Raw genomic sequence first — 21,416 nt, 5'->3', positions numbered from 1 at the left:
CGGCGCCTCGGTCGTCGGCCCACCGGGAGTCCCCATGCGTGCGCGTCGCCGATGGTTCGCGGTATTCGTCCTGACCCTCTCGGCGGTGCTGGTGGCACCGGGCGCGCCGGCGCTGGCCGATCCACCCGGCACCGGCCAGCCCGGGGAGTACCGCCCGGTGCGCGGCCCCTCGGCGCCTGCCGAGCACCGCTTCCTGCAGAAGACCATGCCCGGTCAGACACTGCCGAGGCACGCCTACGCGCAGGCCGCCGACCAGGCCAGGACGCTGCCCGCCATCGGCGGCCGCTGGACCCCGTCCGGCCCGGCCAACATCGGCGGCCGGATCGTCGGCCTGGCGCTGGACCCGCAGCTGCCCGACACGCTCTACGCGGCCGCGGCCAGCGGCGGGCTGTGGCGGTCCACCGACGCGGGCCGCACCTTCGCCCCCGCCTGGCCGGACGATATGACCCAGGCGATGGGCGCGGTGGCCGCGGCCCCGGACGGCACGCTCTACGTCGGCACCGGCGAAGCGAACCCCGGCGGCGGGAGCGTCACCTACGAGGGCACCGGGCTGTACCGCTCCACCGACCGCGGCCGGAGCTGGCAGTACGCCGGCCTGCGCGACTCCGGTGCGATCGGCGCGATCCTGGTCGACCCGGCCGACCCGCGGCGGATCACCGTGGCGGCCACCGGCTCGCTGTACTCCCCCGGCGGCGACCGCGGGGTCTACCAAAGCACCGACGGCGGCCGTTCCTGGCGCCGCTCCCTGGACGTGGCCAACGAGTTCACCGGCGCGGTCGACGTGCAGGCCGATCCCGCGGATCCGCGGCGGATGTACGCGGTGCTCTGGGACCACCGGCGCACCCCCGCCAAGCGCACCTACGGCGGGGTGGGTTCCGGGGTGTTCCGCTCGCTCGACGGCGGCGCCAGCTGGCAGCGGCTGGCCGACGGGCTGCCGGCAGCCGGGGCCGAGGTGGGACGGATCGGGATCGGCGTTTCCGCGACCGAACCGGGCAGGCTGTACGCGATCGTCAACCACACCGAAGGCCCGTTCGCCGGCTTCTACACCTCCCCCGATGCCGGGAACAGCTGGACCCGGCTGCCCGAACCGCCGGAGCTGAAGGACTCGCAGGCCAGCTACGGCTGGTGGTTCGGCAAGGTGTGGGTGGATCCCGGTGACTCCCGGCACCTGCACGTGGCCGGGGTACCGCTGGTCACCTCCAAGGACGGCGGCCGGACCTGGACCGCGGACGCCGTCAGCACCCACGTCGACCACCACGCGATGATCTGGGACCCGCGCCATCCGTCGCGGGTGTACCTGGGCAACGACGGCGGCGTTTACCGCTCGGACGCCGGCGGCGACGGCGGCTGGGTGAAAGCCGAACACGAGCCCTACACCCAGTTCTACAGCGCGGCGATCACTCCGCAGGACCCCTCGCGGATCTCCGGTGGAACCCAGGACAACGGCTCGCTGCGTTCCTGGAACGGCCAGCGGTTCAACGAGTACCTCGGCGGTGACGGCGAGGAGAACCTGATCAACCCGGAGGACCGGGACAACGTCTTCGCCTGCTACCAGTACGGAAACTGCTTCCGCTCCACCGACGGCGGCGACAACCTGACCTTCTTCACCCCGCAGACCACCGCCGACCGGCGCAACTGGTTCACCCCGGTGCAGTTCGACCCGACCGACCCGAAAACCCTTTACTACGGCGGAAACGTGCTCAACCGCTCGACCGACGGCGGGGTCAGCTGGACGCCGATCAGCCCCGACCTCACCGGCGGCCCCGGCCAGGACGCCTATCCGTACGGCACGATCACCACGGTCAGTGCGGCGCCATCGGACCCGCGCACGATCTGGGTTGGCACCGACGACGGCCGGGTCTGGCTCACCCGCGACCTCGGCGGCTCCTGGACGAAGGTGCTGGACGGGCAGCCGTGGGTCACCAGGATCGCGGTATCCGAACGGGACGCGGGCACCGCGTACGTCACGCTGTCCGGCTACCGCTCCGGCTCGCGGCAGGCGCACGTGCTCACCACCCGCGACGCCGGGCAGCGCTGGACCGATCTTTCCGGGAACCTGCCGGACGCGCCGGTGAACGACGTGGTTACCGGTCCCGGCGGGCTGCTGTACGTGGCCACGGACCAGGGTGTGTTCACCGGCCACGGCTGGGCGGGCGGCCACTGGCTGCGGCTCGGCCGCGGCCTGCCGATGGTGCCGGTGGACGACCTCGAGTACGACCGGGGCGCCCGCCGTCTGGTCGCCGCCACCTTCGGCCGCGGGCTGTACGAACTCCGCACGCCCTAGCCCTCGTGGGAACTGTCGGTGGGGTGTGCCATTCTCGGGCTCATGCGCATCGCCACCTGGAACGTGAACTCCGTCGGTGCCCGGCTCCCCCGGCTGACCGCCTGGCTGGAGTCGGCCGCCCCGGACGTGCTCTGCCTGCAGGAGCTCAAATGCACCACCGAAGCCTTCCCGTACGAGGAGATCAGCGCGCTCGGCTATGAGACCGCCGCGTACGGGCTCGGCCGCTGGAACGGGGTGGCCGTGCTGTCCAGGGTCGGCATCGAGGACGTCACCCGCGGGCTGGTCGACGAGCCCCGCTACGAGGACGCCACCGAGCCCCGCGCGATCGGCGCCACCTGCGGCGGGGTGCGCGTCTGGTCGGTGTACGTGCCGAACGGCCGCGAGCCGGCCCACCCGCACTACGCCTACAAGCTGCGCTGGCTGGCGGCCCTGCACACGACGGTGCTGGCGGAGGCCGGCGGTGCCACGCCGTTCGCCGTGCTCGGCGACTTCAACATCGCGCCCGCCGACGAGGACGTCTGGGACATCAGCCTGTTCGCCGAGTCCACGCACGTCACCGGGGCGGAGCGCGAGGCGCTGGCCGTGCTGCGCAAGGCCGGGCTCACCGACGTGGTGCCGCGGCCGCTGAAGTACGACCACCCCTACACCTACTGGGACTACCGCGCGCTGGCCTTCCCGAAGAACAACGGCATGCGGATCGACCTGTGCTACGCGGACGCGAAGTTCGCCGCCTCGGTCACCGACGCCTACGTGGACCGCGAGGAGCGCAAGGGCAAAGGCGGCTCCGACCACGCACCGGTGGTGGTGGACCTCAGCAGCTAGCGAAGCGCGTTCAGTTCGTCGAGGGCGCGATGGCCGCGCTCGACCACCCCTGGAACGACATCGTGGCGCCCGTGGCGGATGGGGATCTCGAGCATGTGGAGGATCTGTGACGCCGCAAGCACCGCCGCCCCCTGCCAGCCGACCAGGCCAAGGACTCTCGTCCACAGCCGCCTTCGGACATCGTCCAGCAGCGGATCCTGGAAGGTGTACCACACGAGGGTGGTGAGATCGATCGCCCGCGTGCCGCTACCTGCGTTCCCGATATCCACGACCGCCACCACCGCTCCGTCACGCACCAGGACATTGCTGGGAGTTGAGAGATCGGCATGGACCATGTCAGGTGCCTCTCGCGGTGGTGGGACGTCCGCACACACCAGCCGCAGGCGCTCAACCAAGGCCGACACCACGGAGGAAAACCCCGAGAGCCCGGCCACGGACTGGCGGAGAAGCGACTGCTCCGGCGTCTCGTTGAAATCCAGCCCGGCGACAGCCGATTCCTGACCGGTGGCGACCCGCCAGGCGTACGACCAGTGGTCGTAGGGCTCGGAGGCTTGGCCAGCCTGGAGTTCGATGATCTCCATCAGCTGCTCAACGAGGAACGGGGTCAGCTCTGGCGCGGGAGCCGCGTCAACGAAGTCCATCAGATGCCATACCTGAGTGGCTGTGGCCCCCACTCCGAGCCAAGCCGGGGTGGGATAGCCGCACCTACGCATGTGCTCGACCACTCTCTGGGCCCGCAACGTCTCGTCCACGTGGTTGGGGTGTGCCCGGGGCACTGCTTTGAGAACCGCCTTCGCCCTTCCGGCCAACTGGACGCGCATGGCACCCCCATTGACGCCTCCGGGTAGGCGACCGAGAAGAGTGACCTCTGCCCCGACCACGCTGGCCACGTCGTCCAGGACCTCGGCCGGCAGCTCTTCGGGATGGGTACCCTGGTTCATCGGCTCGCGGCCGCAACGGCGGGAGCGCAGCACATGCACAGCATCTTACGGCCGAACTGGCCGGTCCATCCATCGCCGGGGGACCGTAGGACGGATCGTCGCGAGGCCGCCCCGAACGCGCGCTCGCGAACACAGCGCCGGTGTCCTCGCGGTCGGCGTGGTCTCGGCTAGGGCGTCACGCATTTAGGAGACGTGCCCTAGCTAGTCCTCGATCCGGCGGACCGGCGGCTTGGCCCGGGTGTCCACCTCGAGGGTGAAGATGTCCGGCCGCGAGTAGTGCCCGGCCACGTCGAAGTCGTACTTGCCCTCGGCGATGGCGCCGAGATCCAGTTCCGCGCGCAGCAGGGTCTCCCCCTCGGTGGCCGGTCCGGCGAGCACGTCACCGAGCGGGGAGACGATCACCGAGTTGCCCACCGAGAGCACGTCGCCGGGATCTCCGGCCACCGGGTAGTCGGCCGGGTAGTCGCCGCGGCGGGCGAACTGGTTGGCGGACAACACGAAACAGCGTCCCTCGGCGGCGACGTGCCGCATGCTGGCCACCCAGGTCTCCCGCGGGTCCGCGGTCGGCGCGCAGTACAGCTGCACGCCCTGGGCGTACATGTGCATCCGCATCAGCGGCATGTAGTTCTCCCAGCAGATCACCGTGCCCAGCCTGCCGATCGGGGTGTCGTGCACCGGCATGGTGGACCCGTCGCCGAAGCCCCAGACCAGCCGCTCGGCGGCGGTGGGCATCAGCTTGCGGTGCTTGCCGAGCAGGGCGCCGTCCGGCGAAAAGGTCAGCGCGGTGCAGTACAGCGTGCCGAGGTCGCGCTCGATCACGCCGATCACCAGATGGGCGCGGCACCGGGCGGCGGCGGCGCCGAGCCGCTCGGTCACCGGTCCCGGAACGTCCACACTGGACTCCCAGTAGCGCCGGTACCAGGCGCGCCCCTCGGCGGTCCGGCTGCCGATCACCGCGCCGAAATTGCTGCCGCGCGGATAGCAGCTGACGAACGCCTCCGGGAAGACGATCAGGTCGACCGGCTCGGCAGCGGCTTCCGCGGCCAGCGCGTCCACCTTGTCCAGAGTCCGCGCCAGGTCGAAGGCGACCGGCGCGGCCTGCACGACCACGGCTCGAACGGTTCCCGCGGTCATGCCAGCCTCCGGTTCAGTCCGCCGACCACGCCTGCTTGTGCAGGCGGCGCAACGCACGGACGGCCTCGACCGCCCGCTCCCGGTCCACGGCCTGTACCGCCATCACCGAGTAGTACTCGTCGTCCGGAAGTTCCAGCCTGGCGAACGAGGCCCCGTCCGGGAAGCTCACCGAAAGCACCTCGCGCCAGGTGAACTTCTTGCTCACCAGCAGGTTCCGCACCTCGATGCCGTCGGCGTCGGCGAGCACCCGCGGGGTGGTGAACAGCAGTGCGCCCGCCGCGAGCAGCACCCCGACCCCGATCATGGCGATCTGGTCCGACACCTGGAAGATCACCCCGGTGTCGCTGCTGCGCAGCAGCACGGCGACCACCACGAACACGACCACCAGCAGCAGCGCGCTCGGAACCGCCATCCACCGGATCCGGCGCGGCCGGACCACCACCGTCTCGGTCTCGTTCATCGTCTTCACACGAATCCCCGCTCGGTCCACGGCTGGCGCAGCCCGCGCAGCACGTGCGCGGTGTCCAGTGCCGCGATGGTGGCCTCCTGGCCCTTGTCCTCTTTGGACTCGGGCAGCCCGGCCCTGTCCAGTGCCTGCTGCTCGGTGTCGCAGGTGAGCACCCCGTTGCCGATCGGGGTGCTCTCGTCCAGCGCCACCCTGGTCAGCCCGGCGGTCACCGCGTCGCAGACGTACTCGAAATGCGGAGTGCCGCCGCGGATGACCACACCGAGCGCGACCACGGCGTCGTGGTTGCGGGCCAGCGCCTGCACCACCACCGGCAGCTCGATCGCACCGGCCACCCGGACCACGGTCGGCTCCTCGGCTAGCTTGGCCGCGCTCGCCGCCGCCAACGACCTGGCCAGCAGGCTGTCGGTGATCTTCGGGTGCCACCTGGTGGCCACCACGGCCAGCCGCAGGTTCTCGCACTCGCTCAGGTCGAGCTCGACCTCCGGTCGCCCTTCGCCGCTCATGCCAACTCCTCCGCGAGACCCCGCGCATCCGCGATCGCGTCGACAGGGCGCAACTCCCGCTGTGCCACAACGATGGCAAGCCGGGCGCCCTGCCGCCCCGATAGCGGGGCCTGCCGGCCAGTGCGCGCGCTATGGTCATCCTGGGTGCCGCGGCTTGACACAGGACTACTCATGCGGTGAAGGATACTTCGCCCGGATCCGGTGCGGTTTCCGCGGTGAAGACCGGGCTCACAGCGTGCCGCCGCCGTTGCGGACCTCGCCCACCTCGGCACCGACCTGGTCGAAGTGTTCGAGCTGGGACAGGTCGTGCCCCATCCGGTCCCGCTTGGTGCGCAGGTAGCGCAGGTTCTCCGGGTTCGGCGAGATGGGCAGCGCCACCCGTCCGGTGACCCGCAGGCCGTAGCCCTCGAGGCCGACCCGCTTGGCCGGGTTGTTGCTGAGCAGCCGCATCGAGCGGACGCCGAGGTCGCACAGGATCTGCGCGCCGGTGCCGTAGTCCCTGGCGTCCGCGGGCACGCCGAGCGCGAGGTTGGCGTCCACCGTGTCCGCGCCGTCGTCCTGAAGCTGGTAGGCCTGCAGCTTGTGCAGCAGGCCGATGCCGCGGCCCTCGTGCCCGCGGATGTAGAGCACCACCCCGCGGCCCTCGGTGGCCACCGCCTGCAGCGCGGCTTCGAGCTGCGGACCGCAGTCGCAGCGCAGCGAACCGAAAACGTCACCGGTGAGGCACTCGGAGTGCACCCTGACCAGGATGTCCTCGCCGTCGCCGATGTCGCCGTAGACGAACGCGACGTGCTCGATCCCGTCCAGCAGGCTGTCGTAGCCCACCGCGCGGAAGGTGCCGGCGGCCAGCGGGATTCTGGCCTCCGCCACCCGCTCGACCTGCTTCTCGTTGCGGCGGCGGTAGGCGATCAGGTCGGCGATGGTGATCACGCGCAGGTCGTGGTCGGCGGCGAACACCTCCAGCTCGTCCCGGCGGGCCATGTCGCCCTCGTCCTTCTGCGACACGATCTCGCAGAGCACGCCCACCGGCGCGAGCCCGGCCAGCCTGGCCAGGTCCACCGCGGCCTCGGTGTGCCCCGGCCGGCGCAGCACGCCGCCGTCCTTGGCGCGCAGCGGCACCACGTGACCGGGGCGGCGCAGGTCGGAGGCGTCGGACTTCGGGTCGGCCAGCAGCCGGATGGTGTGCGCCCGGTCCGCGGCGGAGATGCCGGTGGTGATGCCCTCGGCCGCGTCCACCGTCACCGTGTACGCGGTGCCGCGCAGGTCCTGGTTGGTGTGGTACATCGGCGGCAGGTTCAGCCGCTGGCAGTCCTGCTCGGTCAGGGAGACGCAGACGTACCCGGACGTGTAACGAACCATGAAGGCCAGCAGTTCGGGGGTGGCCTTCTCCGCCGCGAAGATCAGGTCGCCCTCGTTCTCGCGGTCCTCGTCGTCCACCACGACGACCGGCCGCCCGGCCGCGATATCCGCGATGGCCCGGTCGATCTCCGCGACATCCACCGGCGCTCCCGCGCTACAAGGCGTCATCTCGCTCACGCTTCCTCCTCCGCACCCAGACCATCATTGTCCCCCGCACGGGGCGAAAGATGCGGAGATGCAAGTTTCTCCACGTACTTGGCCAGCACGTCAACTTCCAGGTTGACGAGATCCCCCGGCTCACGCCGGCCGAGGGTGGTCAGCTCGAGCGTGGTGGGGATCAGCGCGATGGTGAACTCGTCGTGGCCGATCGCGGCCACCGTGAGCGACACCCCGTCCACCGCGATCGAGCCCTTCTCCACCACGTAGCGGGTCAGGCCGGCGGGCAGCGCGAACTTGGTCAGCCCGGCCGCGTCGCGGGAGAGGTAGACCCCGGTGCCGTCCACATGGCCCTGCATGATGTGCCCGCCGAGCCGGTCACCGAGCGCGGTCGCGCGCTCCAGGTTCACCGCGTCGCCGACGTGCACCTTGGCCAGGCTGGACCGCTGCAGCGTCTCGTGCACCACGTCCACCGTGAAGTCGCTGCCGGCCACGTCCACCACGGTGAGGCAGACCCCGCTGACCGCGATCGAGTCGCCGTGCCCGGCATCGGTGGTGACCAGCGGGCCGCGCACGGTGAGTCTCGCCGCGTTCGGGACCTGCTCGACGCCGATGACCTCGCCAAGTTCCTCGACAATGCCGGTGAACACTGCCTGCCTCCTGTTTCGTGCGCTGAGCCCATAGTGAACCAACAGGGCACCGGTCGGCGCCCCGCGGTGACGGCCGACACTCCATTGAGGAAGGCCCCGGCGGGGCCTGCCTGCTCAGTGCCTACTCAGCCTGCCGTGCCGGCCCGCGCGGCCTGGGCGCGCAGCGCGGCCACCGCGGCACCCGGGTCCCCCGCACCGTAGACCGCCGAGCCCGCCACGAAACAGTCGACTCCGGCCTCGGCGGCCTGCTCGATGGTGTCCGCGTTGATCCCGCCGTCGATCTCGACCACCAGCCGGAGGTGCCCGGTGTCCACCAGGCGGCGCGCGGTACGGGCCTTCTCCAGCACCTCCGCGATGAAGGACTGCCCGCCGAACCCCGGTTCCACGGACATCACCAGCAGGGTGTCGTAGTGCTTGAGCACCTCGAGGTAGTCCTCCAGCGCGGTGCCCGGCTTGACCGACAGGCCGGCCTTGGCGCCCGCCGCGTGCAGGTCCTTCGCGATCTTGATCGGGTCCCCGGCCGCCTCCGCGTGCACCGTGACGTTGTACGCGCCGGCCTCCGCGTAGCCGATGGCCCAGCGGTCCGGGTCCTCGATCATCAGGTGGCAGTCCAGCGGGAGCTCGGTGGCCTTGAGCAGCGACTGCACCACGGGCAGGCCGAGCGTCAGGTTCGGCACGAAGTGGGCGTCCATCACGTCCACGTGCACCCAGTCCGCACGGGCGTCCCCTTCGCCGGAGACGGCACGGATCTCTTCGCCGAGGCGGGCGAAGTCGGCGGACAGGATGCTCGGTGCGATAAGGGGTCGTTCAGTCACGGTAAGGAGTCTAAGACGCCGCTTCGCCGCGTCCGGACCCCCTTCAAAGTGCGAGAATCCCACCTCCGGCCATCCCAGTGCGATCATGGCGTGATCACTCTGAGTGGGGAGGCCAGTACGATGTCCGGGCGGATCAGCCCTTCCTTCCGCAGGCGCCGGCTGGGACGCCGCCTGCAGCAGCTCCGTGAACGGTCCGGGCTGAGCCTGGACGAGGCGGCGCCACGGCTGGAGAAGACCCGAAGCAGCCTGCACCGCATCGAAAAGGGCGAGACCAGGGCCGACGTGCACCTGATCAAGTCCATGATGGATCTCTACGACCACTTCGACCCCGAACTGCTCGCACTGGCCCGCGACGCGGCCAAACAGGGCTGGTGGCGGCAGTTCGGCCCGGACGGGCAGGGATATGTCGGCGCGGAGACCGAAGCGGCGGCCGTACTGGAGTTCGGCGGCCTCAACACCCCGGGACTACTGCAAACCGAAGACTACGCACGAGCAATCCTGAGCGTGGGTCCACGGAAAACCGAGGAACGGCTGCACAACGATGTCACCGTGCGAATGATCCGGCAGCAACGGCTCACCGACCGCGAGCATTCCCTGCGACTGACCGCGATCGTGGACGAGGCCGCCCTGCACCGCGAGGTCGGTAGTCGGGAAGTGATGCGGAGCCAGTTGCGCCATCTCGTCGAGGCCGCCGAGCTGCCCACGGTGACCCTGCAGGTACTGCCGTTGCGCTCCGGCGCGCACGACTCGATGACCGGGGGCTTCATCGTGCTGACTTTCCCCGACGAGGAGGAAGCCGACCTGCTCTACATCTCACATGTCGCGGGATCGCTGCACGTGGAGAATCCCGAGCAGCTGCACACGGCTAAGCTGACCTTCAATCGGCTGCGTTCGCAGGCGCTCCCACCGAGTGATTCGGCGGCACTGATCCTGCGACTGGCCGAGGAGCGATTCGGCAGTTCTTGAGAGGGGCGATGCCCGTGTCCGCCGCGAAGTCCTTTGTGGACCTTTCCGCCGCGATATGGCGAAAGAGCAGCTACAGCGGCAGCGCCAGTGACGATGGATGCGTCGAGGTCGCCTTCGCCGGGCCGGCCGTCGCCGTTCGGGACTCGAAGGCACCCGGCTCGGGCGCACTCGTCCTGCCCGCGCCGGCCTGGGCGCGGTTCGTCGCGGGCATGCGCTAGGTCAGCCCCGCCGCGAGATCGCCGCACAGGCCCATCATGCCCGCGATTCCGCAGGTCAGACGTCGTGAGTGAAAAGTGTTGTCGGGGCAACGGTTTTCACTCACGAGGTCGGGAGCAGGTCCAGCACCTCGGTCCAGGGGCGGCCGTAGATCAGGCGGTGCGGCTGCACTCCGGCCGAGGCGAGGGTGTCCAGGTGGCCCTGCCAGGCCGGGTGCCGGAGCCGGGAGTCCTGCACCTGGTAGCCGAGCACGATGGTCACGCGCGGGTCGCCGAGCACGTCGCCGAGCACGGTCAGCGCCTGGTTGTCGGCGATGCCGAGGGCCAGTTTCGCCACCGAGTTCGCCGAAGCCGGGGCGAACACGAAAACGTCCGGGTCCGGATGCGGCCGCGGCTCGCCCGGCAGCCGCGACTCGCTGCGCACCGCGAGGTCGGACAGCGCGCGCAGCTTGCCGAGCTGCCCGGTGGACTCCAGCCAGCGGGCGGCGGTCGGGGTCAGCGTGATCGCCGGGCGCCAGCCCAGCGCCACCGCGGGTTCGGCCAGCTCGGTGACGAACCGGGTGTCCAGGCCGCCGCACGAGCCCGCGACCAGCCCGAGCACCCTGGCCACTACCGGCGCCTCAGCACGGCGCAGAACATCGCGTCGGTGCCGTGCCGGTGCGGCCACAGCTGCACGTACGGCCCGTCGCCGAGCTGCGGCACCCCGGGGAAGAACTCGCGCGCGTCCAGGGTGTCCGCCCCGGCCCGGCGCGCCGCCTCGCTGAGCACGCCCTCGGTCTCGGCCAGGTGCGGCGAGCAGACCACATAGGTCAGCACCCCGCCGGGACGCACCAGCTCGAAAGCAGCGACGAGCAGCTGGCTCTGCAGTTTGGTCAGGTCGGCCACGTCCGCGGGCTGCCGACGCCAGCGCGCCTCCGGGCGGCGGCGCAGCGCACCGAGCCCGCTGCACGGCGCGTCGACCAGCACCCGGTCGTAGCCGCCGTCGAGGCCGCTCTCGCGCCCGTCCGCCACGTGCACGGTGACCGGCAGCCCCGCGGTCGCCTTCTCCACCAGCCGGGCCCGGTGCGGCGCCTTCTCCACCGCGTCCACGGTCGCGCCGCTCATCGCGGCCAGCGCGCCGAGCAGGGCGGCCTTGCCACCGGGGCCGGCGCACAGGTCCAGCCAGCGCTCGTCGGTGCCCTCGATCGGCGCCTCGGTGGCCGCGATCGCGCAGAGCTGACTGCCCTCGTCCTGCACCGCGGCCAGCCGCTCCTTGATCGGCTCGCTGTCGGTCAGGTCGCCGGTGCCCGAGGGCAGGTGCACGCCGTAGGGCGAATAGGGCGCGACTTCGCCGCCAGTGATCGCGGCCAGCTCGTCGGCGGAGATCTCCCCCGGCCTGGCGACCAGGTGCACCTCGGGCCGGGCGTCGTCGGCCCGCAGCGCCGCTTCCAGCTCCGGTCCCTTGTCCCCCAACGCTTCCGCGAAGGACCGGGCCACCCAGCGCGGATGCGCGCTGCGCAACGCGAAGTTGCCGATCGGATCGGTCGCGGGGTCCGGCGCCAGCTCGTCCAGCCACGCCTCTTCGTCCTTTTCGGACACCGAACGCAGCACGGCGTTGACGAAACCGGCGATGTGCGAGCCGACGTCAACGCGCACGAGGTCCACAGTGGACGTAACGGCGGCGTGCTGCGGAATCCTGGTGCGCAGCAGCTGGTACGCGCCGAGCCGCAACCCGTCCAGCACGAGTCCATCCACTTTGGACAGCGGGCGATCGAGGCAGGCACCGATGATCGCGTCCAGCAGGCCCTGCGCCCTGGACGTGCCGTAGGTCAGCTCGGTGGCCAGCGCCGCGTCCCGGCCGGTGATCCGGCGGCCGCGCAGCAGCTCGGGCAGCGCCAGGTTGGCGTAGGCGTCCCGTTCCCGGATGGCGTGCAGCACGTCCAGCGCCGCCCGGCGGGCCGGGTCCTCCGGCGGTGGGCGGCGCGGGCCCTCCTTGCGCGGCGCCGGCCGCCCGTGCTGCGGCCTGGACGGCCTGCGTTCCCGCTCGTTGCTCACTGGAGGCGCTCCCCTTGCTCGATCCGTGTCCCGCGCGCCCAGTCGGTGGCCGCCATCCGCTTCTTCCCCTGCGCCTGCACTTCGCCGAGCGCCACCGGCCCGGTCGCGGTGCCGACGAGCACCCGCTTGCGCTGCACCAGCAGCTCCCCAGGCGGCAGAGCCTCGTCCTCGACCGGCGTCACCGGGCCGAGCTTGAACCGCTCGCCGCGGAACTCCGCCCACGCCCCCGGCTCCGGGGTGACCGCGCGCACCAGCCGGTCCACCGCGGCCGCGGGCAGCCCGAAGGACACCCGTGCGTCCTCGACGCTCACCTTCGGCGCGTAGCTGACGCCGTCATCGGGCTGCGGCACCGCGCGCAACGTGCCGTCCGCGATTCCATCCATTGTGGACACCAGCAGGCTCGCACCGGAGACGGCCAGCCGGTCCAGCAGCGCGCCCGCGGTGTCGGTCGCGCCGATCGTCTCGGTGACCACGCCGTAGACCGGGCCGGCGTCCAGCTCGCGCACGATCCGGAAGGTGCTCGCCCCGGTGATCTCGTCCCCCGCCCGCACCGCGGCCTGCACCGGCGCGGCACCGCGCCAGGCGGGCAGCAGCGAGAAGTGCAGGTTGACCCAGCCGTGTGCCGGCACGTCCAGCGCGGACTGCGGCAGCAGCGCGCCATAGGCCACCACCGGGCAAGCGTCCGGGGCGAGCTCGGCCAGCCTGGCCAGGAAGGCGGGATCACCGGCCTTGGCCGGCGAGAGCACCTCGATCCCGTTGGCGTCGGCCAGCTCGCCGACCGGCGAGCGGACCACCCGCCTGCCCCGCCCCGCCGGCGCGTCCGGCCGGGTCACCACCGCGACCACCTCGTGCCGCCCGGACTCCAGCAGTGCGCGCAACGCGGGCACCGCCGGTTCCGGGGTGCCCGCGAACACCAGCCGCATCAGCGCACCTCGCCGGGACGGGCCGGGCAGGACTCAACTTCCGGAAGATCGAACATCGCCGGTCAGTCTAGGCTGCGCCCGCCGGTGGACCGCCGGTCACCCACGGCCACCGGCGGCGGCGCCCAACTGCCCGGCGAGTTCGAGCGCGGCGGCACGGACACCGTGGTCCCGGTCAGTCGCCGGGTCGTAGGCGGACAGGGTCACCGCGGCGATCGGGTAGGCGGCCGACACCGCGCCCACCGCGGATCGCACCGCCTCCGCGCCGGGGCCGCCGTCGGCCGCGTAGTCGTTGGCGGCGCCGACCGACGCCCGGTCGTGCACGTCCAGGTCGATGTGCAGGTAGATCCGGCGCACCGCGGACGGCAGCTCGGCCAGCGCGCCAGCCATGCCCTCGCCATGCACCCGCTCTGGCGGCAGCACCAGCAGCGCGCTGTTCTCCACTCTGGCCCGCTCGGCCTCGTCGAAGTCCCTGGCCCCGGCCAGCACCACCTGGTTCTGCGGCACCGGGCGGAACCCCGGCACGGTGCCGGCCAGCGGGCGCCAGCAGTCGCCGGTGAGCATGGCCAGCGCCATCCCGTCGAAGAAGCCACTTTCGCTGGGAGGGTTATTCATAAGTCAGTGGACGGGGGCCGCGCTGAGCTTGCGAAGGGTGGCTCGTGGCCGCTGACTACGGGTGACGCGCACTGGTGGGATGCGGGCGCTACATGAATAACCCGACTTCTGAATTAGACACAGTATTCGGGGGTGTTGAAGTCCCCGTGCGCGTCCAGCCACACCACACCGAGATCGTCGGTGCCGCCGGTAAGCCCGGCGCAGACGCCGACCGAGGCGTTGCAGTTGCCGGACAGCACCACCGGCACCCGCCCGTCCCCCGCCGCGGACCGCACCCGCCCTGCCAGTTGCCGCTGCAACGACACCGCGGCCCTGATCTCCCCGGGGAACTCCGGGCCCAGTGCCAGTACCTCGGTCCGCACGTCCGGCCCGAACCGCGCCTCGATGCCGTGCTCGAGCAGGTGCTCCGGTCCCGCGCCCATCCGGACCGCGCGATGGCCGGAGTCATAGGGCACCGCGAGCAGGGTTACCTGTCCCACGGCCACTCCCACGGCAGCACCACCCGCGCCGAACCGCCGCCCCGGCGGACCGGTTCGGCGGCGGCGAGCCAGCGTCCGTCGCGGAGCCTTTCCACCCCGGTCACGGCACCGATCTCGCTGGGCGCGGCGGCGAACTCCTGACCCTTGGCCCGCAGTTCCGCCGTCTCGGGCTGGTCCAGGAACGCCTGCTCGACCTGCGCGTTGTCGGAGTTGCGCTGGGACGCCCGCGGCGCCGCGATCGCGTCCACCAGCGACATCCCGCGTTCCAGCCGGCCGAGCAGCACCTGCAGCACGGTGGTGATGATCGACGCGCCACCCGGCGAGCCGAGCGCGAGCAGCGGCTTGCCGTGCTCCAGCACGATGGTCGGCGTCATCGACGACCGCGGCCGCTTGCCGGGGCCGGGCAGGTTCGGGTCCGGCACACCGGGGGTGACCGGGGTGAAGGAGAAGTCGGTCAGCTCGTTGTTGAGCAGGAAACCGCGGCCGGGCACCACGATCCCGCTGCCGCCCTCCTGCTCGATGGTGAGCGTGTAGGCGACCACGTTGCCCCAGCGGTCGGCGGTGGTCAGGTGCGTGGTGTGCTCGCCCTCGTACGGGGTCGGCGCGGGGGCCTGCCCGGTCGCGCACGGCACCGGGTCGCGCGGGTCGCCCGGCGGCACCGGACTCTGCTGCGCCAGCGCCGGATCCAGCAGGCAGGCGCGGCTGTCCGCGAACCGCTGGCTGAGCAGCTCCTTGGACGGCACGTCCACGAAAGCTGGGTCGCCGACCCAGCGGTTGCGGTCGGCGAAGGCGAGCCTGGTGGACTCCAGGAAATGGTGCAGGTAAGCCGTTTTGTCCAGCTTCGCGACGTCGGTGTGCTCCAGGATGTTGAGCGCTTCGGCGATCGCGATACCACCCGAGGACGGCGCCGGCATGCCGTACACGTCCAGGCCGCGGTACCCGGAGCGCGTCGGCGCCCGCTGCTCGACGCGGTAGGCTGCCAGGTCCTCGGTGCTCAGCTCGCCCGACCGGACCTTGAGCCCGGCCGCCGGGTCCACCGGCGGCTGTTGCACGGTGGCGGCGACCTCGGCGCCGAGGTCGCCGCGGTAGAGCGCGTCCACTCCCTGCGCGGCGAGCAGGCGGTAAGTGGCGGCCAGGTCGGGGTTGGCGAACCTGCTGCCCACCTCGGGCGGGGCGCCATCCGGCAGGTACAGCGACCTGGTCGAGGGGAAGGCGCTGAACCGCTTCGCGTTGTTGGCGATCTGGTCGTGGAAGGTCTTGTCCACGGTGAACCCGCCGCTGGCCAGCTCCGCGGCCGGCTCCAGGAGCTTCGGCAACGGCCTGCTGCCCCACTTGCGCACGGCGTCGCGCCAGGTGGCCGGGGTGCCGGGGGCGCCGATGGACAGCCCGCTGGTCACCGCTTCCTCGAACGGGATGGCCTTCCCGTTCTCCACGAACAGGTTCTCGTCCGCGGTGGACGGCGCGGTCTCCCTGCCGTCCAGGGTGTGCACCTTGCCGGTGCGGGCCTCGTAGAACACCACGAAACCGCCACCACCGACACCAGCGGAGAACGGATCGGTGACACCCAGTGCGGCGGCCGTGGCCACCGCCGCGTCCACCGCGTTGCCGCCGTCGCGCAGCACCTTCGTGCCGATCTCGCTGGCGTCCGCGTCGATGCTGGACACCGCGCCGAGGTAGCCGGTCGCGACCGGAGCCTTCGGCCGCTCGGTGGCCGCAGCGGCGCTGCCCGGCAGCGCGACGGGCAACACGACGGCGACCGAAAACGCCATCGCCGCGACCCTGCGCGGGAAGCGATTTCTGTGCTGTGCGGGCTTTACTGGCAATGTCCCCATCGGAGGAGTTTGGCACGCGCCGACGGGCGGGGCGAGTACCTTTCGGCGGGCGGCCCGGTCAGAAAAGGGCGAGCGGGTCCAGCTGGATCCTCGCCGGATCGGCTTCCTTCCGCGCCACCCGGCCCGCCTGCCCGGCGGCCAGCGCGGCCGCCAGCGCCCTGCCGTCGCTGCGGGGCACCCTGATCAGCGCGCGTTCCCGCTCGGCGCGGCCGTCCTCGTCGACGTCGCCGAGGGGCACCGGGCCGAGCACCTCCGCCGAGTCCGGCAGCACCAGCTCGTCCAGCAGCCCGGCGACGGCGTCCGGTACGCCTTCCACACTGGCCATCCGCACCGCGGGCGGGAAGCCGAGCTCCCGGCGCTCGCCGAGCTCGTTGCCCGCGTGCCAGACCGGGTCCCAGCGCACCAGCGCCTGCACCGGGGCCATCCCGGCCTCCGCGCCGACCACCACCCTGCCGCCGGCCGATGCGGGCCGGACCAGCGCTGCGGCGGCCATCCAGCGGCGCACCGTCTCCTCCGCGGCCCGCAGGTCCTGGCGGCCGAGCAGCGCCCAGCCGTCCAGCAGCAGCGCGGCGCCGTACCCGTCCGCGGCCACCGGTTCGGCGCCGGGGGTGCACACCACCAGCGCCGGTTTCGCCGGCACCGAGGCCAGCACCTCCGCCGCGCCCGAGGTGCGCACGGGCACCCCGGGAAACGCCCGGCCCAGCTCTTCCGCGGTCCGCTTCGCGCCGACGACGATCGCCCGGAGCCGGGCCGACCCGCAGGCCGCGCAGCGGAAGTTCGCGTCCGGCACCCCGCACCAGCCGCACGCCGGCGGCCTCGGCCCGCCCTCGGCCCTACCGCCCGGCAACGTCAGCGGACCCGCGCAGCGACGGCAGTGCGCCGGGGTGCGGCACTGCCCGCAGGCCAACGCCGGCACGTAACCGCGGCGAGGTACCTGCACCAGCACCGGCGCGCCCTTGGCAAGGGCCTCCCTGGCTGCCTCGAACGCGACCGACGGCAACCGGGCGGCCTTGGCCGCCTCGTCCCGCGCCACATCGAAGTCCTCACCGACCGGGGTGACCCGTGGCGCCGCCGCGCGCAGCTCCTCGCGGGCGGCGAGCACCGGATGCGCCCAGCCGGACTCCACCAGCAGCTGCGCCTCCGCGGTCCGCGCGAACCCGGCGACCAGCAGCGACGCCTGCCCGGTGTGCGCGCGCAGCATCAGCACGTCCCGCACCTGCGGATACGGCATGTGCGGGTCCACGTGCAGGTCGTCCCCGTCGTCCCAGACCACGAACAGCCCAGGGTCGGCGACCGGGGCGAACATCGCGGCCCTGGTGCCGAGCACCAGCCGGACCGCGCCGCGCGAGACCGCGAGCCAGCGCCGGTACCGCTCCGCCGGGCCGAGGTCGGCGTACAGCGAAACCACCGCGTCCTCCCCGGCCAGCGCCGCGCAGGCGGCGTGCAGCCGGTTCAGGTCCCGCAGGTCCGGCACCACCAGCAAGGCGCCGCGGCCGGCGGCGACCACCGTCGCGGCCGCCTCGGCCAGCCGCGCCGGCCAGTCCTCACCGGGCAGCGCCTGCCAGACCGCGTTGGCCGGGCGTCCCGCGCCCAGCGCGTCGACGAAGGCGCCACCGCGCTGGTACCTGGTCCAGCCGGTGACTTCGGGCGACGGTGGTGGCGCCGCCGGCTCGCGGGGTGGCTCGCCCTCCGCCTTGGCGTGCCTGGGCGGGATGGCGAGCCGCAGGATGTCGATCATCGAGCCGCCGTAGCGCTCGGCCACCGACCTGGCGAAGGACGCCAGCTCCGGGGTGAGCACCGGTTCGCTGGAGGTGACCCGCTCCAGGAACGAGAGCCGGCCCTGGTGCTCGGTGGTGTCCCCGCGTTCGACCAGGAACCCGTCCACCAGCTGGCCGGCGAACCGGACCCGCACCCGGCAGCCCTGCACCGCGGCCTCGTCCAACTTTTCCGGCACCTGGTAGTCGAAGGTCCGGTCGAGATGCGCCAGCGGGACGTCCACCACCACCCGCGCCACCGGGCTGCTCGCCGCGGGCTGCTGCCGGCCCTTGCCGTCCGCCGACTTGGCCCGTCCCGGCTTCGCGCCCTTGGCCGGTTTGCCGCGCGCCGGGGCCGCCTTGGCCGGCGGGACCTCGGGCAGGTCCCACAGCGGCGTCGTCTCCTGGCGGCTCACACCGAGATCTCTACCAGACGGCCACGATCGGGTCCGGCGCGCGTTTGCATCGCCGGTCAGGCCGGGTCGTCCGGCCGGTAGATGGCCAGGTAGCGGGCACGCGCACCGGCGTCGTCCTTGGCCTCGGTCCGCGTCCGCTTGCCGGTGCCCTGCGGATAACCCGCCTTGACCAGCCGGTGCTCACCGCTCTGCTCGATGTAGGACAGCGAGTAGAACATGCCGACCAGCAGGGCCATCAGCACCAGTGCGAGCCGGAGCGCGAGCGATCCCGGCAGCAGCAGCCAGACCAGCGAGAGCGGCGCGATCAGCACCAGGCTGCGCGCGACGTGCCGCAGCACCCAGGTCTTCGCGGTGACATCGTGCAGCACCCACTCGCGGCGGTCCGCCGGCAACCCGCCGCCCAGCGCGTACCAAAGCCACTGCGCCGGGTTCGGCCGCTTCAAGCTGCCCTTGTCCACCACGACGACCTCCTCACCGGCGGCGCGTCCAGCCTCCGCCCGGTGAGCAGGCCGTCGTGCGAGCCAAGCCGGACGTTACGCGCCGGCCGCGGACCGGAGCGCTTCGGCGCGCTCGGTGTTCTCCCAGGGCAGGTTCAGCTCGGGACGGCCGAAGTGACCGTATGCCGAGGTGGGGCCGTAGATCGGGCGGAGCAGGTCCAGGTCGCGGATGATCGCGGCCGGGCGGAGGTCGAACACCTCGGAGATGGCCGCCTGGATCTTGGTCGGATCCACCGTCTCGGTGCCGAAGGTCTCCACGAACAGGCCGACCGGCGAAGCCTTGCCGATCGCGTACGCGACCTGCGCCTCGACCCGCGTGGCGAGCCCGGCGGCGACCACGTTCTTCGCCACCCAGCGCATCGCGTACGCCGCGGACCGGTCCACCTTCGACGGGTCCTTGCCGGAGAAGGCGCCGCCACCGTGCCGCGCCATCCCGCCGTAGGTGTCCACGATGATCTTGCGGCCGGTCAGGCCGGCGTCACCCATCGGGCCGCCGATGACGAACCTGCCGGTCGGGTTGACCAGCAGCCGCACGTCGGCCGCGTCCAGGTCGAGCGCGGCGAGCTCCGGCGCGACCACGTGCTCCTTCACGTCGACACCGAGCATCTTGTCCAGGTCGATGCCGTCCGCGTGCTGGGTGGAGACCACCACGGTGTCCAGGCGAACCGGCTGGTCACCGGCGTACTCGATGGTCACCTGGGTCTTGCCGTCCGGGCGCAGGTACGGCAGCACGCCGTCGTTGCGCACCCTGGTCAGCCGCTGGGACAGCCGGTGCGCCAGCGCGATCGGCAGCGGCATCAGCTCGGGGGTGTCGGAACAGGCGTAGCCGAACATCAGGCCCTGGTCACCGGCGCCCTGACGGTCGATCTCGTCCAGCGCGTTCTCCAGCCGCGACTCGTACGCGGTGTCCACGCCCTGCGCGATGTCCGGCGACTGCGAGCCGATCGCCACGTTCACGCCGCAGGAGTTGCCGTCGAACCCCTTCGCGGACGAGTCGTAGCCGATCTTCAGGATCACGTCGCGCACGATGGTGGGGATGTCGGCGTAAGCCTCGGTCGTCACCTCACCGGCCACGTGCACCTGGCCGGTGGTGATCAACGTCTCCACCGCGACCCGGCTTCGCGGGTCCTTCGACAGCAATGCGTCCAGGACCGAGTCACTGATGGCGTCACAGATTTTGTCCGGGTGGCCTTCGGTGACTGATTCCGAGGTGAACAGCCTGCGGTTCGACGCGGTCACGACGCTCCTCACATCCCTCTGGTCGACGGTTTCCCCCTCACCCTACTGAGTGGACCTGTCCAACCGGGTGCCAAAAGGTCAATGCTCGGTCAAGTCGGCCACCGCGTCCCACATCGCGGCCGCCAGTTGCGACTTCGAGCCGAACGGGATAGGCCGTTCGGTCCCGTCCGCGAAAAACTCGGAGAGCAGCCAGCCAGCGTTGTCCTCGGTCTCGAAAGCCCTGCCCTCGCCCACCGCGTTGACCACGAGCAGATCGCAGCCCTTGCGCTTGAGCTTCGTCCTGGCGTGATCTAGGACACTTCCGCGCTCGTCACCGGTTTCCGCGGCGAATCCGACGATGATTTGACCAGATCTCTTGTTCTGCACCAATTCAGCCAGAATGTCCGCATTGCGCACCAGGGTGACCACGGGATCCGGCTGATCGTCGGACTTCTTGATCTTGTGCCCGGCCGGCGAGTCCGGCCGGAAGTCGGCCACCGCGGCGGCCATCACCACCACGTCCGCGTCCGCGGCCGCCCGGTGCATGGCGACCCGCAACTCCTCGGCGGTGGACACGTGCTCGACCGTGGTGCCCGCCGGGTCGGGCAGCGTCACCGTGTGCGCGGCGACCAGGGTGACCTCGGCGCCGCGCTGCGCGGCGACCCTGGCCAGCGCGTAGCCCTGCTTGCCGGAGGAGCGGTTGCCCAGGTAGCGCACCGGGTCCAGTGGCTCCCTGGTACCGCCGGCGGAGATCACCACCTTGCGGCCGCTCAGGTCCCGCGGCAGTGCGGCGGGCTCGGCCAGCAGCAGCCTGGCCAGGTCGACGATCTCCCTGGGGTCGGCGAGCCTGCCCTTGCCGGTGTCCTTGCCGGTCAGCCTGCCGGCATCCGGCTCGGCGACCACCACCCCGCGCGAGCGCAGCAGGGCGACGTTGTCCCTGGTCGCCGGGTGCTCCCACATCTCGGTGTGCATCGCCGGAAAGAACGCGACCGGACACCTGGCGGTGAGCAGGGTGTTGGTCAGCAGGTCGTCCGCGAGCCCGTGCGCGGCCCTGGCCAGCAGGTCCGCCGTGGCCGGCACGACCAGCACCAGGTCCGCCTCCTTGCCGACGCGGACGTGCTGGACCTCGGGCACCTCGGTGAACACGCCGGTGTGCACCGGATGCCCGGACAGTGCCTCGAAGGTGGCCGCGCCGACGAAGTTCAGCGCGGCCTCGGTGGGGACCACCCGGACGTCGTGCCCGGATTCGGTCAACCCACGGAGTACTTCACATGCCTTGTAGGCCGCGATCCCGCCGCCTACCCCGAGTACGACCCTTGGCTTGGTCAACGGGGCGT

The 21,416-nt window shown here is 71.8% G+C and carries 21 protein-coding genes; 4 read left to right on the top strand and 17 right to left on the bottom strand.

Translation table 11 applies throughout. The features are described 5' to 3' along the window. The first annotated feature begins 34 nt into the window (after positions 1 to 34). Both AMYNI_RS0134645 and AMYNI_RS0134640 read left to right on the top strand, forming a co-directional pair. The gene (locus tag AMYNI_RS0134645) at positions 35 to 2,284 is read left to right on the top strand and encodes a WD40/YVTN/BNR-like repeat-containing protein (protein ID WP_020672700.1); all 2,250 of its coding nucleotides are present in this window, start codon (positions 35 to 37) and stop codon (positions 2,282 to 2,284) included. 42 nt (positions 2,285 to 2,326) lie between these two features. Further along, positions 2,327 to 3,106, top strand: coding sequence for an exodeoxyribonuclease III (locus AMYNI_RS0134640; protein ID WP_020672699.1), 780 nt, complete (start codon positions 2,327 to 2,329; stop codon positions 3,104 to 3,106). Here AMYNI_RS0134640 and AMYNI_RS0134635 read toward each other — a convergent pair. The 7 genes from AMYNI_RS0134635 to rpe form a co-directional block, all read right to left on the bottom strand. After that, positions 3,103 to 4,047 carry a phosphotransferase family protein gene (locus AMYNI_RS0134635; protein WP_040407636.1) on the bottom strand — a complete coding sequence of 315 codons (945 nt, stop codon included), beginning with the start codon at positions 4,045 to 4,047 and terminating at the stop codon, positions 3,103 to 3,105. The two genes, AMYNI_RS0134640 and AMYNI_RS0134635, sit on opposite strands and share 4 nt — an antisense overlap. Before the next feature lie 201 nt (positions 4,048 to 4,248). Then, positions 4,249 to 5,181: a nitrilase-related carbon-nitrogen hydrolase gene (locus AMYNI_RS46055; RefSeq protein ID WP_020672697.1), complete on the bottom strand. Its 933-nt coding sequence runs from the start codon at positions 5,179 to 5,181 to the stop codon at positions 4,249 to 4,251. 13 nt (positions 5,182 to 5,194) lie between these two features. Continuing rightward, positions 5,195 to 5,641: a PH domain-containing protein gene (locus tag AMYNI_RS0134625; RefSeq protein ID WP_040407634.1), complete on the bottom strand. Its 447-nt coding sequence runs from the start codon at positions 5,639 to 5,641 to the stop codon at positions 5,195 to 5,197. A 5-nt stretch (positions 5,642 to 5,646) separates the two neighbouring features. Next, positions 5,647 to 6,153 carry a 6,7-dimethyl-8-ribityllumazine synthase gene (gene ribH / locus AMYNI_RS0134620; protein WP_020672695.1) on the bottom strand — a complete coding sequence of 169 codons (507 nt, stop codon included), beginning with the start codon at positions 6,151 to 6,153 and terminating at the stop codon, positions 5,647 to 5,649. A 228-nt stretch (positions 6,154 to 6,381) separates the two neighbouring features. Continuing rightward, positions 6,382 to 7,680: a bifunctional 3,4-dihydroxy-2-butanone-4-phosphate synthase/GTP cyclohydrolase II gene (locus AMYNI_RS0134615; RefSeq protein ID WP_051116608.1), complete on the bottom strand. Its 1,299-nt coding sequence runs from the start codon at positions 7,678 to 7,680 to the stop codon at positions 6,382 to 6,384. Between the two features lie 5 nt (positions 7,681 to 7,685). Continuing rightward, positions 7,686 to 8,318 carry a riboflavin synthase gene (locus AMYNI_RS0134610; protein WP_020672693.1) on the bottom strand — a complete coding sequence of 211 codons (633 nt, stop codon included), beginning with the start codon at positions 8,316 to 8,318 and terminating at the stop codon, positions 7,686 to 7,688. 125 nt (positions 8,319 to 8,443) lie between these two features. After that, positions 8,444 to 9,133: a ribulose-phosphate 3-epimerase gene (rpe, locus tag AMYNI_RS0134605; protein WP_020672692.1), complete on the bottom strand. Its 690-nt coding sequence runs from the start codon at positions 9,131 to 9,133 to the stop codon at positions 8,444 to 8,446. 90 nt (positions 9,134 to 9,223) lie between these two features. Here rpe and AMYNI_RS0134600 point away from each other — a divergent pair, with 90 nt between their 5' ends. Both AMYNI_RS0134600 and AMYNI_RS0134595 read left to right on the top strand, forming a co-directional pair. Beyond that, positions 9,224 to 10,099, top strand: coding sequence for a helix-turn-helix domain-containing protein (locus AMYNI_RS0134600; protein ID WP_245574079.1), 876 nt, complete (start codon positions 9,224 to 9,226; stop codon positions 10,097 to 10,099). 8 nt (positions 10,100 to 10,107) lie between these two features. Further along, entirely contained in the window at positions 10,108 to 10,317 is a 210-nt protein-coding gene (locus tag AMYNI_RS0134595) for a DUF397 domain-containing protein (RefSeq protein ID WP_020672690.1), read from the top strand. 100 nt (positions 10,318 to 10,417) lie between these two features. Here the strand turns inward: AMYNI_RS0134595 and AMYNI_RS0134590 are convergent, their stop codons facing one another. From AMYNI_RS0134590 to coaBC, 10 genes are all read right to left on the bottom strand, one after another. After that, a complete protein-coding gene (locus AMYNI_RS0134590; RefSeq protein ID WP_020672689.1) occupies positions 10,418 to 10,924 on the bottom strand; it encodes a flavoprotein in 507 nt (168 codons plus the stop codon). Continuing rightward, entirely contained in the window at positions 10,924 to 12,348 is a 1,425-nt protein-coding gene (locus AMYNI_RS0134585) for an RsmB/NOP family class I SAM-dependent RNA methyltransferase (RefSeq protein WP_020672688.1), read from the bottom strand. Before AMYNI_RS0134585 ends, AMYNI_RS0134590 begins: the two co-directional genes overlap by 1 nt. Next, complete coding sequence (gene fmt / locus AMYNI_RS0134580) at positions 12,345 to 13,271, bottom strand: methionyl-tRNA formyltransferase (protein WP_020672687.1); 927 nt, start codon at positions 13,269 to 13,271, stop codon at positions 12,345 to 12,347. The genes AMYNI_RS0134585 and fmt overlap by 4 nt, the downstream gene beginning before the upstream one ends. A gap of 96 nt (positions 13,272 to 13,367) precedes the next feature. Then, positions 13,368 to 13,883, bottom strand: coding sequence for an arginase family protein (locus tag AMYNI_RS46050; RefSeq protein WP_157357567.1), 516 nt, complete (start codon positions 13,881 to 13,883; stop codon positions 13,368 to 13,370). Positions 13,884 to 13,996: 113 nt separating this feature from the next. Beyond that, positions 13,997 to 14,362, bottom strand: a complete 366-nt coding sequence (locus AMYNI_RS0134570; protein ID WP_169515791.1) for an arginase family protein — start codon at positions 14,360 to 14,362, stop codon at positions 13,997 to 13,999. Then, positions 14,350 to 16,131 (bottom strand): gamma-glutamyltransferase, encoded by a 1,782-nt coding sequence (ggt, locus tag AMYNI_RS0134565; RefSeq protein WP_020672686.1) that lies wholly within the window; start codon positions 16,129 to 16,131, stop codon positions 14,350 to 14,352. The genes AMYNI_RS0134570 and ggt overlap by 13 nt, the downstream gene beginning before the upstream one ends. A gap of 121 nt (positions 16,132 to 16,252) precedes the next feature. Then, entirely contained in the window at positions 16,253 to 18,364 is a 2,112-nt protein-coding gene (locus AMYNI_RS0134560) for a primosomal protein N' (protein WP_020672685.1), read from the bottom strand. A 56-nt stretch (positions 18,365 to 18,420) separates the two neighbouring features. Continuing rightward, positions 18,421 to 18,825: a DUF5313 family protein gene (locus AMYNI_RS0134555; protein ID WP_020672684.1), complete on the bottom strand. Its 405-nt coding sequence runs from the start codon at positions 18,823 to 18,825 to the stop codon at positions 18,421 to 18,423. Between the two features lie 72 nt (positions 18,826 to 18,897). Further along, positions 18,898 to 20,100, bottom strand: a complete 1,203-nt coding sequence (gene metK / locus AMYNI_RS0134550; protein ID WP_020672683.1) for a methionine adenosyltransferase — start codon at positions 20,098 to 20,100, stop codon at positions 18,898 to 18,900. A gap of 78 nt (positions 20,101 to 20,178) precedes the next feature. Continuing rightward, positions 20,179 to 21,408, bottom strand: a complete 1,230-nt coding sequence (gene coaBC, locus AMYNI_RS0134545) for a bifunctional phosphopantothenoylcysteine decarboxylase/phosphopantothenate--cysteine ligase CoaBC (RefSeq protein WP_026361298.1) — start codon at positions 21,406 to 21,408, stop codon at positions 20,179 to 20,181. Positions 21,409 to 21,416 lie beyond the last annotated feature (8 nt).

Origin of the sequence: Amycolatopsis nigrescens CSC17Ta-90 (assembly GCF_000384315.1) — a bacterium.
GTDB lineage: Bacteria > Actinomycetota > Actinomycetes > Mycobacteriales > Pseudonocardiaceae > Amycolatopsis > Amycolatopsis nigrescens.
Note: the sequence above shows the minus strand (reverse complement) of the source record. Positions and strands in the feature narration are given on the sequence as shown.

Coding starts and splice junctions, on each gene's coding strand:
- AMYNI_RS0134645 (WP_020672700.1), top strand. CDS start 35: ATGCGTGCGCGTCGCCGATGGTTCGCGGTATTCGTCCTGACCCTCTCG.
- AMYNI_RS0134640 (WP_020672699.1), top strand. CDS start 2,327: ATGCGCATCGCCACCTGGAACGTGAACTCCGTCGGTGCCCGGCTCCCC.
- AMYNI_RS0134635 (WP_040407636.1), bottom strand. CDS start 4,047: ATGAACCAGGGTACCCATCCCGAAGAGCTGCCGGCCGAGGTCCTGGAC.
- AMYNI_RS46055 (WP_020672697.1), bottom strand. CDS start 5,181: ATGACCGCGGGAACCGTTCGAGCCGTGGTCGTGCAGGCCGCGCCGGTC.
- AMYNI_RS0134625 (WP_040407634.1), bottom strand. CDS start 5,641: ATGAACGAGACCGAGACGGTGGTGGTCCGGCCGCGCCGGATCCGGTGG.
- ribH (WP_020672695.1), bottom strand. CDS start 6,153: ATGAGCGGCGAAGGGCGACCGGAGGTCGAGCTCGACCTGAGCGAGTGC.
- AMYNI_RS0134615 (WP_051116608.1), bottom strand. CDS start 7,680: ATGACGCCTTGTAGCGCGGGAGCGCCGGTGGATGTCGCGGAGATCGAC.
- AMYNI_RS0134595 (WP_020672690.1), top strand. CDS start 10,108: ATGCCCGTGTCCGCCGCGAAGTCCTTTGTGGACCTTTCCGCCGCGATA.
- fmt (WP_020672687.1), bottom strand. CDS start 13,271: ATGCGGCTGGTGTTCGCGGGCACCCCGGAACCGGCGGTGCCCGCGTTG.
- AMYNI_RS46050 (WP_157357567.1), bottom strand. CDS start 13,883: ATGAATAACCCTCCCAGCGAAAGTGGCTTCTTCGACGGGATGGCGCTG.
- ggt (WP_020672686.1), bottom strand. CDS start 16,131: ATGGCGTTTTCGGTCGCCGTCGTGTTGCCCGTCGCGCTGCCGGGCAGC.